The organism is Dactylosporangium maewongense (genome assembly GCF_039531485.1).
Classification (GTDB): Bacteria; Actinomycetota; Actinomycetes; order Mycobacteriales; family Micromonosporaceae; genus Dactylosporangium; species Dactylosporangium maewongense.
Window position 1 is genome coordinate 119,979 of sequence record NZ_BAAAQD010000017.1, and the last position, 12,735, is coordinate 132,713.

The 12,735-nt window shown below is 71.5% G+C and carries 17 protein-coding genes; 9 read left to right on the forward strand and 8 right to left on the reverse strand.

Going from position 1 to position 12,735, the window contains the following annotated elements:
• Positions 1–45: 45 nt before the first annotated feature.
• Positions 46–1,602, reverse strand: a complete 1,557-nt coding sequence (locus tag ABD332_RS36570) for an LPXTG cell wall anchor domain-containing protein (RefSeq protein ID WP_344507448.1) — start codon at positions 1,600–1,602, stop codon at positions 46–48.
• A 65-nt stretch (positions 1,603–1,667) separates the two neighbouring features.
• On the opposite strand from ABD332_RS36570, the gene ABD332_RS36575 reads away from it, so the two are divergent.
• Complete coding sequence (locus ABD332_RS36575) at positions 1,668–2,765, forward strand: ankyrin repeat domain-containing protein (RefSeq protein WP_344507450.1); 1,098 nt, start codon at positions 1,668–1,670, stop codon at positions 2,763–2,765.
• On the opposite strand, the gene ABD332_RS36580 is transcribed toward ABD332_RS36575, so the two are convergent.
• Complete coding sequence (locus ABD332_RS36580; RefSeq protein ID WP_344507452.1) at positions 2,749–3,243, reverse strand: YfbM family protein; 495 nt, start codon at positions 3,241–3,243, stop codon at positions 2,749–2,751. The two genes, ABD332_RS36575 and ABD332_RS36580, sit on opposite strands and share 17 nt — an antisense overlap.
• 44 nt (positions 3,244–3,287) lie before the next feature.
• Here ABD332_RS36580 and ABD332_RS36585 point away from each other — a divergent pair, with 44 nt between their 5' ends.
• The 3 genes from ABD332_RS36585 to ABD332_RS36595 all read left to right on the forward strand — a co-directional run bounded on the left by ABD332_RS36585 (position 3,288) and on the right by ABD332_RS36595 (position 4,210).
• Positions 3,288–3,464, forward strand: a complete 177-nt coding sequence (locus ABD332_RS36585; RefSeq protein WP_344507454.1) for a hypothetical protein — start codon at positions 3,288–3,290, stop codon at positions 3,462–3,464.
• A 10-nt stretch (positions 3,465–3,474) separates the two neighbouring features.
• Positions 3,475–3,942, forward strand: coding sequence for a GtrA family protein (locus ABD332_RS36590; protein WP_344507456.1), 468 nt, complete (start codon positions 3,475–3,477; stop codon positions 3,940–3,942).
• Positions 3,943–4,018: 76 nt separating this feature from the next.
• Positions 4,019–4,210, forward strand: coding sequence for a hypothetical protein (locus ABD332_RS36595; protein ID WP_344507458.1), 192 nt, complete (start codon positions 4,019–4,021; stop codon positions 4,208–4,210).
• Between the two features lie 58 nt (positions 4,211–4,268).
• Here ABD332_RS36595 and ABD332_RS36600 read toward each other — a convergent pair whose 3' ends face one another.
• Positions 4,269–5,144, reverse strand: coding sequence for a LysR family transcriptional regulator (locus ABD332_RS36600; RefSeq protein WP_344507460.1), 876 nt, complete (start codon positions 5,142–5,144; stop codon positions 4,269–4,271).
• A gap of 87 nt (positions 5,145–5,231) precedes the next feature.
• On the opposite strand from ABD332_RS36600, the gene ABD332_RS36605 reads away from it, so the two are divergent.
• The 4 genes from ABD332_RS36605 (at position 5,232) to ABD332_RS60215 (ending at position 9,164) form a co-directional block, all read left to right on the forward strand.
• Complete coding sequence (locus ABD332_RS36605) at positions 5,232–5,909, forward strand: alpha/beta fold hydrolase (protein WP_344507462.1); 678 nt, start codon at positions 5,232–5,234, stop codon at positions 5,907–5,909.
• Positions 5,906–6,694: an LLM class flavin-dependent oxidoreductase gene (locus tag ABD332_RS36610; protein ID WP_344507464.1), complete on the forward strand. Its 789-nt coding sequence runs from the start codon at positions 5,906–5,908 to the stop codon at positions 6,692–6,694. Before ABD332_RS36605 ends, ABD332_RS36610 begins: the two co-directional genes overlap by 4 nt.
• 58 nt (positions 6,695–6,752) lie before the next feature.
• Complete coding sequence (locus tag ABD332_RS36615; protein ID WP_344507466.1) at positions 6,753–7,457, forward strand: FKBP-type peptidyl-prolyl cis-trans isomerase; 705 nt, start codon at positions 6,753–6,755, stop codon at positions 7,455–7,457.
• Between the two features lie 114 nt (positions 7,458–7,571).
• Positions 7,572–9,164, forward strand: a complete 1,593-nt coding sequence (locus ABD332_RS60215) for a M28 family peptidase (RefSeq protein ID WP_425552344.1) — start codon at positions 7,572–7,574, stop codon at positions 9,162–9,164.
• 35 nt (positions 9,165–9,199) lie between these two features.
• Here the strand turns inward: ABD332_RS60215 and uppS are convergent, their stop codons facing one another.
• From uppS to ABD332_RS36640, 3 genes are all read right to left on the reverse strand, one after another.
• Positions 9,200–9,982 carry a polyprenyl diphosphate synthase gene (gene uppS, locus ABD332_RS36630; RefSeq protein ID WP_344507468.1) on the reverse strand — a complete coding sequence of 261 codons (783 nt, stop codon included), beginning with the start codon at positions 9,980–9,982 and terminating at the stop codon, positions 9,200–9,202.
• A gap of 103 nt (positions 9,983–10,085) precedes the next feature.
• Entirely contained in the window at positions 10,086–10,547 is a 462-nt protein-coding gene (locus ABD332_RS36635; RefSeq protein WP_344507470.1) for a hypothetical protein, read from the reverse strand.
• 65 nt (positions 10,548–10,612) lie between these two features.
• On the reverse strand, positions 10,613–10,951 hold the full coding sequence (locus ABD332_RS36640) for a TraR/DksA family transcriptional regulator (RefSeq protein WP_344507472.1): 339 nt from the start codon (positions 10,949–10,951) through the stop codon (positions 10,613–10,615).
• Positions 10,952–11,103: 152 nt separating this feature from the next.
• On the opposite strand from ABD332_RS36640, the gene ABD332_RS36645 reads away from it, so the two are divergent.
• Positions 11,104–11,658, forward strand: coding sequence for a hypothetical protein (locus ABD332_RS36645; protein WP_344507474.1), 555 nt, complete (start codon positions 11,104–11,106; stop codon positions 11,656–11,658).
• 60 nt (positions 11,659–11,718) lie between these two features.
• Here the strand turns inward: ABD332_RS36645 and ABD332_RS36650 are convergent, their stop codons facing one another.
• Positions 11,719–12,039, reverse strand: a complete 321-nt coding sequence (locus tag ABD332_RS36650) for a DUF4279 domain-containing protein (RefSeq protein ID WP_344507476.1) — start codon at positions 12,037–12,039, stop codon at positions 11,719–11,721.
• Positions 12,040–12,198: 159 nt separating this feature from the next.
• Positions 12,199–12,702: a hypothetical protein gene (locus tag ABD332_RS36655; protein WP_344507477.1), complete on the reverse strand. Its 504-nt coding sequence runs from the start codon at positions 12,700–12,702 to the stop codon at positions 12,199–12,201.
• Between the last annotated feature and the right edge of the window lie 33 nt (positions 12,703–12,735).

Consider the following 12,735-nt stretch of genomic DNA (forward strand, 5'->3'; position numbering starts at 1 on the left):
AAGGCCCCGGCGACCGCGGTCGCCGGGGCCTGTTCGTGCAGAGGGTTACTCGGCGCTGCCGTCCTGCGGCACCACGAGCACCACGCGGCGACGGCGCGCCGCCAGGAACAGCACCACGCCACCCGCCAGCAGCGCCGCGCCGACCGAGGCGACAAGCCCGGTCTGCGCACCGGTCAGCGGCAGGCCACCGCCCGAGCCGCCGGGGTTCGGGTTGATGACCACCTCGGCCACGTCGTTGCCCGGGTTGGCGTCCGCCGGCGGCTCGGCCGGGTCCCGGAACGGGTTGGTGAACGAGACGGTGCCCGTCGCATGGGCGATCACCTGCGTGATCTTCAACTTGAACGCCGTCGTGTACGACTCGCCCGGCTTGAACAGCGACGAGTCGATCCCGCAGTCGTAGAAGCGCTTGCCCGGCACCGGGTCCCAGCCGATGCTGCCGTCGTCCTCCTTCCACCGGGCGACGCAGCCCTCGCCGACCCCGACGACCTCGGTGCCGTCGGGCACGACGAAGTTGAACCTGGCGGCGGGCTCGCCGCCGGTCCGGTACGCGTCCAGCATCGAGACGCCGGTGTTCTTGACGCCGATGTTCACCGTGACCACGCTGCCCACACCACCCGAGGCGGTCGCGCCGATCGTGGCCAGGTCGTGCGAGTTCAGCACGCCGTAGGCAATGCCCGCATAGTTGTCGTTCTTGTCGATCTCCGGCTGCGCCTTGAGCGACTTGACGATCGGCTCCTGCTGCCGGATCTTGAACTTCTTGCCGGTCGTCGCCTTGGTCGTCTTCGTCTTCGCCTTCGCGAGGACCTCCGGCGGAAGGTCCTCCACGACACTGTCGGCGAGGGCGAGGAAGTCGACGCCCTTCCAGCCGAGCGCATCGGGTGCCACGACGGCACCCATGCCGGGCGTCTCCTTACCGTTCTCGTCGATCGTCACGAACTCCCGGCCCGCGCCGGGCTCGATCGTCCCGTCGACCGGGCACTCGACGATCAGCGGGTACTCGGTCTCGGTGTAGGTGCAGCCCTCGTACTTGAACGGCGCGATGCCCGGGTCGAACATCATCGTCATCGTGGCGTCGGCGGCCGCCCGGTTGCCGGCGTTGACGAACGCCGCCTTCGTGAACAGGACGTCGCCGGGCTTGACCTCGGGAATGGGGGAGACGTACACGGGTGCGGTCACGACGAGGTCGGCACCGTCGGCGATCGTGACCTTGTGCACGGACGCGGGCAGGTCGGGCGCGTTGTCGGCCATCGTGTCCAGCGTGAACGTGCCCTTGTCGCCGACCGCCGCACCCTTGTCGGGGTGCAGGACGAGCACGACGGGCACGGAGGTGAAGTCGGCCTGCGGCAGGTCGCAGACGATCTTCTTCCCGGTCGCCTTGCACTGGTCGTTGCCGTCCGGCACGGCGAACGTCGCGACACCCGCCAGGCCGGTCTGGTCGATCTCGAACCGGGGCTTGACGGCATTGTGCGCGTCGACCCAGACGGTCACGGCCTTGCCGGGCGTGCCGACGGCACCGAGGCCGATGTCGGAGTTGGTGGCCGCGCCGACGGACGGGAAGTCGTCCTCGGCCAGCGCCGACGTCGCCGGCAGCGCCGCGAACACGAGCGCGGACGCGGCGAGCGCGGCGCCTGTGGGACGCCCGCCGCGCGAGCGGGCTGGGAGCGGCCGTGCACGGCGCGACCAGGGCGGAGCGGGTGGTCGAGGACTGGATCTCGGCCGGTTGGCTGATCGACGGCACGGACACGCACCCCTGGGCGTATGTGGACTCCTCGGGCTGGTCCAGGCTGGAGATGGCGCTGCTGAGCCAGGCCGATCCGTTGCTCGCGGCCCGCGAGCTGCGGCGCCTCGCGGCACAGTTCGGCCAGCGGTCGTGGGAGCTGCGTCCGGCCCGGCACAAGCGCTGGCCGTGGCCTGACCGGCGGCTGATGCTCGAGGTGGCGGGGGATGCCAACCGGCTCACCCGGGACGCCACTACGCCGTCCAGGACCGGCGCGGTCCGGGCGGATCTGTGCCTGCATCCGGCGCTGCTGCGCGTTCCGGTCGACGCTGAGCTGGTGCGGCACGGCCGGTTCGACGCCGCCGACCTGCACCCCTTGGTCCGGTCCGCCCTGTTCCCCGCCGCGCGTCCGGGCGCCGCGGGTTCGGGCGCCGCGGGTTCGGGCGCGGCGTGGGCACCGGAGATGGTGCCGGCCGGGTTCGCCGAGGGGGAGCGGGTCCGGGTCCGGTGCGGCGCCGCGTGGCACTCGGTCAGCGTCCGGGGCGGCCGCCTCGAACTGCTCGACCACACCGACGCCGAGCGGCGCCGGGAGCACGCGCTCCGCTCGTTCGGCGGCACGATGAGCGGCTGCTTCAGGACCGAGGCCGCCTGGCACGACGGGGAAGGCGTCCTGCCGAGACGCCTGCGCGCCTACCGGCAGGACCTGTGGCGCCGGATGACGCACGGCGGCGGCAAGGTGGTGCACGCGCTCCTCGACGCGGGCATGGACCCGCGGGTCCGCGACGTCGCGGGCCAGACCTTGCTGCACCGGGTGCACCAGTTCGAGCACGCCGACCTGCTGCCCCGCCTGCTCGCCGAGCACGTCGACGTCAACCCGGTCAGCCGGCGCGGCTCCACCCCGATGTGCGACGCCGTCGTCCACAACGCCCCGGCCGACCTGATCGAGACCCTGAGCCAGGCCGGCGCGATTCCCCACCTGTCCCGCCTCGACCCACGCACCTGGCCCGTTCAGGCGCGAGAGCAGGAGGTGGTCACTGGTCGACGGTGAAGATGACGGAGCGGCCCGCCGCGGCGGCGTGCTGGTAGAAGTCGCGGACGTCCTGCAGGTAGGACCACGTGTATTCGAAGTCGTCGTCGTCCAGCACGCCCTGGTAGTCGTCGGGGTCGATGCGGTGGTAGCGGTCGCGGAGCCAGGTCTCGTCCACGGTGCGCAGGGCCTCGGCGACCTTGACGACGTCGGCGGCGAGGACGTGGGCGACGACGTACTCCTCGCCCTCGTAGTGGTGGCGGCCGCCGAGCACGGTCAGCGGGAGCGGGCCGCCGTCGCGGTAGGCGATGTCCAGGGTGCCGTCGCCGAGGCAGCGGTGCATGGCGTCCCACGCCTTGTCGGTCTCGCACAGCCACTCGTCGTCCCACGCCGCTTCGACGGCGTGGACGAACGCACGGACCTCGGCGTCGTCGCGCGTGGCGGTGAGCGCCGCCTCCTGCGCGGCGGTCAGCGCGAAGAACACCCCACGGCAGCCCATGGCGGATGATCTTAGGTCTCGATGCCGCGGCGGTCATCCGGCAGATGGCTGTGGAACTTTCGATGGCGGGCACGCTGCGCGGGGGTGACGGCACGCTGTACCACCGCTGCTCCGGCGGCGTGGTCGGGCCGTGGCGGCCTGCTCCGCCGCTGGTCGGCGGCGGACGGCGGCGGCTGGCGGTTCTGCTGGAACGGCGTTCGGCGGACAGCTGGCTGCTGTAGGGTCACCGCCGTGCGGGGGAGGGTCGTGAGCGTCTGGCGGCATCCGCTGGTGCGGTTCGTGGCGTTCGCGGGGCTCGGGTTCGGGTTCGACGTCGGGCTGCTGCTGGTGTTGAAGGCGGCGACGCCGCTGCCGGCGTTCGCGTGCGTGACGATCGCGTTCTGGGCCACGTACGCCGTGAACTTCGTGCTCAACCGGTACTTCACCTTCGACGCGAGCCATCGGGCGGTGGGGCCGCAGGTCGCGAGGTTCGTCGTGCAGGTGCTGGGGGACTACGCGCTGACCGTCGGGGCGGTTCTCGGGTTGCAGGCGCTCGGCGTGCACCTCGCTGTCGGCCGGGTCGCCGCGGGCGGCACCACGCTGGTGTTCAACTACGTGATGTACCGGTGGTGGACGTTCCACCGGCCGGTGGCCGGCGGCAGTGAACAGGACGCCGAGCAGGCCGTCGCGGCGGCGTCCGGTGGTGCCTCGGCCGGCTGAGAAAGCCGGGCGGTTCGTGGTGCGGGCGGGCGGGTACCCCGGTAGGTGTCGGGACGTCGACGTACGGAGGACGACCATGCTGCCGAAGATGATCGCCCGGTGGGCGGTCGCCGCGATCGCGGTGCCCCTCGCGATCGCCGGTGCCAGGAAGGTCAGTGAGCGGATCGAGGCCCGCCGCGGCGCGACCCGCACCACCCGCCTGCTCCGCAAGGGTGTGGCCACCGCGGAGCGGTTGACCGGCCGCAAGCGCCGCCGCCCGGCCTGGTAGCCGCCTCAGGCGCGCCGCCGGCCGCCGGAGCCGGGTTGCGGCGACGTGGTGCGGGAATTCATGGCAGCGTGGCGGCGATGCCGAGGGCGAGCTCGATGGCGCGGGCGGCCAGCGGGGAGTGGGTGCGGCCGGCGCGCCACAGCAGGTAGATCTCGCGGGGCGGGAACGCCGGGTCCAGCTCGTGTACGGTCAGCGAGTCGTCGACCCTGCTGAGCGCCAGCCGTGGCAGGACGGCGGAGCCGATGCCCGCTCGTACCATCGACAACACCGCGTCGTTGCCGGCGCTGCGGAACACGATGCGGGGGTGGACGCCGGCGCGGGCGAAGGCGGCCTCGATCCGGGGCTGGTCGCAGTCGGCGGGCCACGCGACCATCGGGGCGAGGTGCAGGCCGGCCAGCGGCACGGGACCGTCGGGGAAGTCGCCGCGGCGGGCGACCAGCACGTATGGGTCGTCGAGGAGCTTGCGGTGCTCGACGTCGCCGTCGGTGCGGCCGTCATAGAACATGAGGTCCACGTCGTCGACGCGGGGCGGGTCGCTCTCCTCCTCGAACAGCCGGATGTCGCAGGCCGGGAACTCCTCGCGCAGCGCGACGACGAGCCGCGGCAGGAGCGCGATCGACAGACTCTGGAACGTGCCGATGTCGATGCGGCCCTCGCCGGCGCGGAAGCGGTCGATGGCGTCGACCATGGCGTGCGTCCGGGTCAGCAGGTCGCGCCCGTGGGTCAGCACGACCTGGCCGAGCGGGGTGAGCCGCACCGGCCGGGGCCCGCCGGGGCGGTCGAACACGGCGCCGCCGACGGTCTTCTCGAGGGCGGCGATCTGCTGGCTGACCGTCGACTGCGTGTAGCCGAGACGGGCGGCGGCCCTGCTGAACGAGCCCTCGTCGACGACGGCCGTCATGGTGGCGAGGTGCCGCAGTTCGATGTCGGTCACGACGCCGAGTGTATATCGGTGTAGGCGATGGATAGCATCATGAACGATCGCTTTTCAGCATGGAGAAGCGAAACTAGCGTGATCGGCATGAGCACCTTCGTACTGATCCACGGCGCGGGAGACTCGGGCTGGTCCTGGCATCTCGTCGCGGATGCGCTACGCGCCCGTGGGCACGACGCGGTCACGCCGGACCTGCCCGAGGGTGAGGGCGCCGACCTCACGACCTACGCCGACGCGGTCGTCGAAGCGGCCGGCGACCGGCGGGACCTGGTCGTCGTGGGCCACTCGTTCGGCGCGTTCACCGCACCGCTCGTCGCGGACCGGATCGGCGCCGACGCGCTCGTGCTCGTCGCCGGCATGATCCCCGTGCCCGGCGAGCGGCCCGGCGACTGGGGCGGCGGCGCCGGCTACCGGGACGCCGTCCGGGAGCAGGCCGCGCGCGACGGTGGGCGCACCGGCAACGACGACCCCGATGTCTGCTTCTACCACGACGTGCCCCGCGACCTCGCCGAGGAGGCGAAGCGCCGGGAGCGCGCGCACCCGTCGGAGACCGCGGCCGCGGAGCCCTGGCCGTTGGCCGCGTGGCCGGCGGTACCGACGCGATTCCTGCTGTGTGTCCAGGATCGGTGTTTCCCGCCCGGCCTCTTCCGGCGGCTGGTGCCTGAGCGGCTCGGCATCACGCCTGACGAGATCGACGCCGGGCACTGCGTCGCGCTGAGCCGGCCGGTGGAGCTCGCCGACCGCCTGCACGGGTACGCGCCGTGACCCGGGCGCCGATCTGGCTCCCGCTGTTCGACGCCCTCGCCGATCCCCGCGTCGCGGCGAGGCTCGCCGCTGAGGCGGAGGAGGCCGGCTGGGACGGCTGTTTCGTCTGGGACCACATCCGCTGGCGCGAGCCGGTCCGGCAGGCCGCGGACCCGTGGATCACCCTCGCCGCGATCGCCGCCGGCACTGAACGGCTGCGGCTCGGACCGATGGTCACGCCGCTGCCGCGGCGCCGGCCGGCGAAGGTGGCTCGCGAGACCGCGACCCTCGACCGGCTCAGCGGCGGGCGGCTCACGCTGGGCGTCGGGCTCGGCGGCGATCGGTTCGGCGGGGAGCTGTCCCGGTTCGGCGAGCAGGTCGACGACCGGCTGCGCGGGCAGATGCTCGACGAGGCCCTCGACATCCTCACCGCCGCGTGGTCCGGCGAGCCCGTCCGCCACCGCGGCGCGCACTACGTCGTCGACGACGTCGTGTTCCTCCCGCGACCGGTGCAGCGGCCCGGCGTGCCGGTGTGGGTGGCCGCCATGCCGGGCAGCGTGAAGCCGCTCCGGCGGGCGGCCCGCCACCAGGGCTTCTTCCCGGTCAACCTCCAGCACGCGGACGAGCTCGCCGAGGCCCTCACGAAGATGACGGTGCCGGACGACGTCGCGGTCGCCCTGCCGCCGGGTGCGGATCCCGCCGCGTACGTCGAGGCGGGCGCCACCTGGCTGCTGACCGAGTTCGACGCCGAGGCGCTGTCCCTGGACCACGTGCGCGGCGTGATCGGCGACGGCCCACCCGCTTGAAACCGATTGAGATCAAGTGCGAGTGGTCATGGGCACATCACCGCCGTATGGTGTTGCGGTGACCGAACGTGTGGCGAACCCGCAGCGTGGCGCAGCGACCAAGCGCGCCAGCAGCAGCATCCAGGTGGACAAGTCCAAGGCCGCGAAGCGCGCGGCGGCGAAGGCCGCCCGGGCCAAGGCGGTGGCGGCGGAGAAGCGCCGACGGGTGCTGAGCATGATCGGAGCGGCGCTTGCGGTGCTGCTCGTCGTGGGCGGGATCGTCTGGTTCTCGCAGTCCGGTGACGACGACCCGTCGACGCCCGCGGCCGGCACGAACAGCAGCGCCGGCGCTACTCAGGATCCCGCTCAGGGCGCGACGGACGCGGCCTTCCCGCCGTTGCCCGACGGCGCCGACCCGGCGCTGAAGACGAAGCCGACCGTGACCGGCGGTACCGGGGCCGTCACGAAGCTGGTCTCGACCACGCTGGTCGAGGGCAAGGGCGCGGCCGTGCAGGCGGGGCAGACCATCACCGCCAACTACGTCGGCGTCACCTACGCCGACGGCAAGGAGTTCGACGCGTCCTGGAACCGGTCGCAGCCCCTCGAATTCCAGGTCGGCGCCGGCAGGGTCATCAAGGGCTGGGACGACGGCCTCGTCGGAGTCAAGGTCGGCAGCCGGGTCCAGCTCGACATCCCGGCCGCGATGGCGTACGGCGACAACCCCGAGGGCGGCAGGCCCGCCGGCGCCCTGCGGTTCGTCGTGGACGTGCTCGCCGCCGCGTAAGGCCCCACCCCGGCGTGTGCACATCGCGCACAAACGGGCATGCATCAACTACCGTCGATCTTGCGAGTCTGCCTACAGTCCTCCTCTTGTACCTCGACGAGGAGGGGAGAGCACGTGGTGCTTCGCAGGCTCGTGGGCGCGGCGACCGTCGCGGTCATGGTGGGGTCGGTCGGGCTGGCAGTACCTGCCGCCGCCGCCCCCACCATCAGCACACCGAAACAGCTGACCAAGGCCGTGACGCTGCCCGGCGTCCTGCGGCACCTGCTCGCGTTCCAACTGATCGGCGACCTCAACGGCGGCAACCGCGCGTCCGGGATGCCCGGGCACAAGCGCAGCGCCGACTACGTCGCCGCCCTCCTGCAGCACGCCGGCTACCAGGTCACCCGGCAGCCGTTCCAGTTCAACTTCTGCGACGAGTCGAGCTCGTCCTTCGCGCAGACCGCGCCGGCGGCCACGACGTACGTCGAAGGCACCGACTACGACGTCATGACCTGCTCCGGCTCCGGTGATGTCACCGCCGCCGTCGTCCCTGTCGACCTGAACCTGGCAGAGCCCCGGGTCGCCGTCACCTCCGGCTGCGAGGCCACCGACTTCACCGCCGCTGTCACCGGCAAGATCGCGCTGATGCAGCGCGGCGGCTGTCCGTTCGGCACCAAGGTCGCCAACGCCGAGGCGGCGGGCGCCGCCGGCGCGATCGTCATGAACCAGGGCAACGGCGACCGGGCCACCGCACCCGACCGGTACTCGCTGCTGCTCGGCACCCTCGGCAGCCCGGTCGGGATCCCGGCCGTCGGGGTCTCGTACGACACCGGCGCCGCCTTCTCGACCACCGCCGGCCTCACCGCCCACCTCACCACCTCCACCACCGCCGAGATCCGCGACACCGAGAACGTCATCGCGGAGACCAAGGGCGGCAACGCGGGCAACGTCGTCATGGCCGGCTCCCACCTGGACTCCGTGCCCGAGGGCAACGGCATCAACGACAACGGCAGCGGCAGCGCCGCCCTGCTCGAGGTCGCCCTCCAGATGGCCCGCAGCAAGCCGGTCAACAAGGTCCGCTTCGCGTGGTGGGGCGCCGAGGAGGCCAGCCTCGTCGGCTCGACCTTCTACGTCAACAGCCTCACCCCGGCGCAGCAGACGCAGATCAAGCTCTACCTCAACTTCGACATGATCGCCTCGCCGAACTACCAGTTCGGCGTCTACGACGGCGACGACTCCGCGGCCGCCGGCGCCGGCCCCGGCCCGGCCGGCTCCGCCCAGATCGAGGCCCTCTTCGAGGCGTTCTTCGCATCCCGCGGCCAGCAGACGAACGCCGCCGACTTCACCGGCCGTTCCGACTACGGCCCGTTCATCGCCGCGGGCGTGAACATCCCTGCGGGCGGCCTCTTCACCGGCGCGGAGGTCATCAAGACCGCCGCGGACGTCGCCAAGTTCGGCGGCGTGGCCGGCGTCGCCTACGACCCCTGCTACCACAAGGCGTGCGACGATCTGTTCCGCGTCACGCAGAAGGGCGGCGACCCGGCCCTCTACGCCCAGCTGCGCAGCATGTACACCCTCGTCGGCAACGTCAACACGTTCGCCCTCGACACGAACGCCGACGCGATCGCGACCGCCGTGATCACCTACGCGTTCGACACGTCGTCCATCCCGCCGCGCACCACGACCACCGCCGCGGCCCGGTCCTCGATCTCCTCCACCTCGATCTGACCCGGTTCGGGCGCCGGTCAGCCGGCCGGCGCCCGTCAACCACCGAACCGGCGGTGCCGAGCGGCGTAGGACCGCAGCGCCCGCAGGAAGTCGACCTTACGGAAGCCCGGCCAGTACACGTCGCAGAAGTACAGCTCCGAGTACGCGGCCTGCCACAGCAGGAACCCCGACATGCGATGCTCGCCGCTGGTGCGGATGACCAGGTCGGGATCGGGCAGCCCGCCGGTGTAAAGACGCTGGGCGATCTGCTCCACGCTCAACGTCTGTGCGATGTCGTCGACGGTACGACCAGCGAGCGCCTCCTGCTCCAACAGCGCCCTGACCGCCGCGACGATCTCCTCCCGCCCGTCGTACCCGATGGCGATCGTCAGCCCGAACGGCGCCCCGCTGTCCCTGGTGGACTCCTCGGCCAGCTTCAACGCGTGCCGGGTCGAGTCGGGCAACACGTCCAACCGACCGGCCAGATGCACCCGCCACGGACTCGCCGGCCGCCGCAACCGCTCGGCGACGACCTCCTCGATCATCCGCATCAGGTTCCCGACCTCGCCGGCGTCACGCTTACGGACGTTGTCGACCGACGCCACGAACACCGTCACGTGCTGGATGCCGAGTTCCGCGCACCAGCCGAGCACCTCGTCGAGATGCTCCGCGCCGTACCGGTGCCCGACCCTGGGGTCGTCGAACCCCATCTGCCGCGCCCACCGCCGGTTACCGTCCATGACCATCGCGACGTGCCGCGGCAGCCGCCCACCGGCCAGCCGCCGGCTCAATCGGCGCGCGTACAGCCCGTACACCGCGCCCCGTACTGACTCGAACATACCCGCATCAAACCGCCCCGCCGCCCCGCGAGCGCCCGCCTGCACAGCATCTTCACGCCTTCACCACACCGGCCTCCGGCGCGCCGCCGCGCCGCCGCGCAGGTCAGGGCCGGCGAGGCTGGTTGATACCGGAGGGCGCGTCGCGGGTGTACGTACGGTCGACGTCGCCATCGTGATCCAGGTCCTCGTACACGGTCTCGTGCCCGCCGTGCCCGATGACCACCTGATCCATCTCGCCGTCGCCGTCGGTGTCGACCGCGTACCCCAGGCTGTCCTGCGGGTGCCCGAACGCGTCGCTGGGCACGATGTCCTCCTCGACGCCGCCGGGTTCGTCGGGCAACTGGCGGATCAGGTCGATGTCCCCGTCCCGGTCACTGTCCACGAAGATCCGGTCCATGTCGCCGTCACCGTCCGAGTCGTACAGCAGGTTGTCGGGCTCCGGCGGCTCCGAGTACCGGTGCAACGCACCGTCATGCACGTCGCCGTGCCCGTAGTCGTGCGCCATCTCGCCGCCCGCACCCTCGTGCCCGTAGTCACCGGCCGGCACATCGAAGAAGTCCGTCATGCGGCCACGGTAGGGACCGCCCCGCCGCGCACCCACACTCCGTACGGAATCCGACGCACACGCCATCACGCACAGGCGACGCAGGTGCGGGCGAACGGACGGATCGCGAGGCGACCAGCGGGGATCGGCCGGCCGCAGCGCTCGCAGATGCCGTATTCTCCCGAGTCCAGCCGCGCCAGTGCGTCATCCAGGTCCGCCAGCCGGCGACGGGTCGCGTCGAGGACGGCGGCGAGCTGCGCACGCTCGTAGGCGATCGTGCTCCCCTCGGGATCATGCTCGTCGTCGGCGTTGGAGTCCTGACTCGCCTCGAACACGGCGCGCAGGTCCGCCTCGAGCCTGTCCACCTCGCCGGCAACGGCCGCCCGCAACTGACCCAGCCCAGCCCGGGTCTCGTCGTCGGCCACAGCTCCTACGGTACGTCGCCAACGCGCAGCGCGAGCCGCGCTTTGATCGGAGGTCCGCCGGACGCCGCCCATCTTCCGTGCGTTCCGGCGGTCAAGCCTTCACGAGAGCCGCAAGCTACGCGCGCCAGTGTGACCCTCCGGCCATCGCCGCGTTGTACCTGCTCTGCAGCCTCACCTGGAACGACCTGTTGCCCGAACTGACAGGCACCGACCCGCGCCGCCGGCGGGAAGCCGCGTGGCACCTGGTGCGGGGCGCCGGCCCTGAGAACGTCATCGACGAGGTGGTCCGCGGCCTGCTCGCCGACGCTGATCCCGTGCTGCGACGCACCGGCATCGCGGTCGTCGACAGGCTCGGCCTCACCCACCTGCACCCCGACGTCCGGTGGAGGATGACGGCAACGGTTGGGTCCGCCACGACGCCCGAGCATGCCTCGATGAGGAGTTCGGTGCTGCTCGGGCGGACCTGGACGCCACGCTGGCGGCGCGGGGCCAGCAATGGCAGTCAGAAACAGCTGCAGTTCCCGGCCCGGACTACTGATGCAGCACACGTCACGGCCCTGCAGCACCAGCCGCTCACGACAGAGGCCGCACCGCTCGCGCAGTGCCCGCCTGGCAACCTCTTGACGGTCGGCGGTCAAGTCTCGTTGCGCCACATCAGACCCCGTGTATCAGCTGCTTCCTCTACGCACCATAGATGTCCAGGCTGAGCGTGATTCGACGGTCCGCAAGAGACATCAGCGTGTTGGGCGAGATCTCCAACCCCTCGTTCACGCGCGCTCCATGAACCAGCCGCAGAAGAGACTCATGTTGAACCTGCTGGCGAGCTGTCGCCAGACCTCGATGTCCGGCGTGAGGCGCCCCAACAGCTCGACCGCTTTTGCGTCAACGTCGGCAGGCTCGGTCTCTGGCGCGTGGTAGGTCCAGAGACCGAACTTCGCGACACGTACGGTGCCAAGTTTGCTCGCAATGGTGTCGCCGCGACCGTACGCCATCGAGGGAGGAGCTCCCAGCAAGGAACTCACCTCGTCCGGAATCAAGTCCTCGCCCGTCACACGGAGCGACGCTACTGCACGACTCAGCTCGGCCATCGGCGCAAGGCTATGGTCTGCAGGCCGTACGTGCTACGGATTGGTCGGCGTCCGCTTGTTGGCCAGATTCGTGCGCCGCTCTCATGGACGGCGGAGCCTTCCGGCCCGTTCGCGGTGAGGTCTGCCGGGCGACTCATCGAGTGGAGCTGCATCGGTTGGCTACTTCATCGGCTTGGGCGGGAGGTGGTGTTTGCAGGCCTCATGGGCCGCGATGAAGGCGGCGTCGTCGGTGTCGGCGAGGACTCTGAATCGGTCTGTGAGCTCGATGTTGCCGTCCTCGTCCGGGTCGGGGAAGTCCGGGAAGCCGTGCTCGCGCATGCAGGTGACGTAGTCGCGGGTCTTGGCGAGGTCCTCGGCGCTCGCTGGGGGCACGTCGGAGAAGGCCACCTTCCAGTCGCGCACGAGCGGGCGGCACGGCTCGGGTGGCAGCCAGTCACCCGTCGACTCGGGCGGGAAGCTCCAGCGGCCGCGGTCGTCCTTCACCGGGTCGGGGAACGTGGGGAACCCGTTGGCGCGCATGCACTCCGCCAGCCTGATCGCGGCGGCCTGATTCGAGCTGGGCGTGGGGGACGGACCGGCGGCCGTGTTGGTGGCAGGGGTGCCGGTGCAGGCGGCGAGGGTCAGGATCGTGAGCCCGGCGGTGACAAGCGTGCGCAGTGTCATGGCTCAACAGTCGCGGAATCCGCTCGTGGGGTC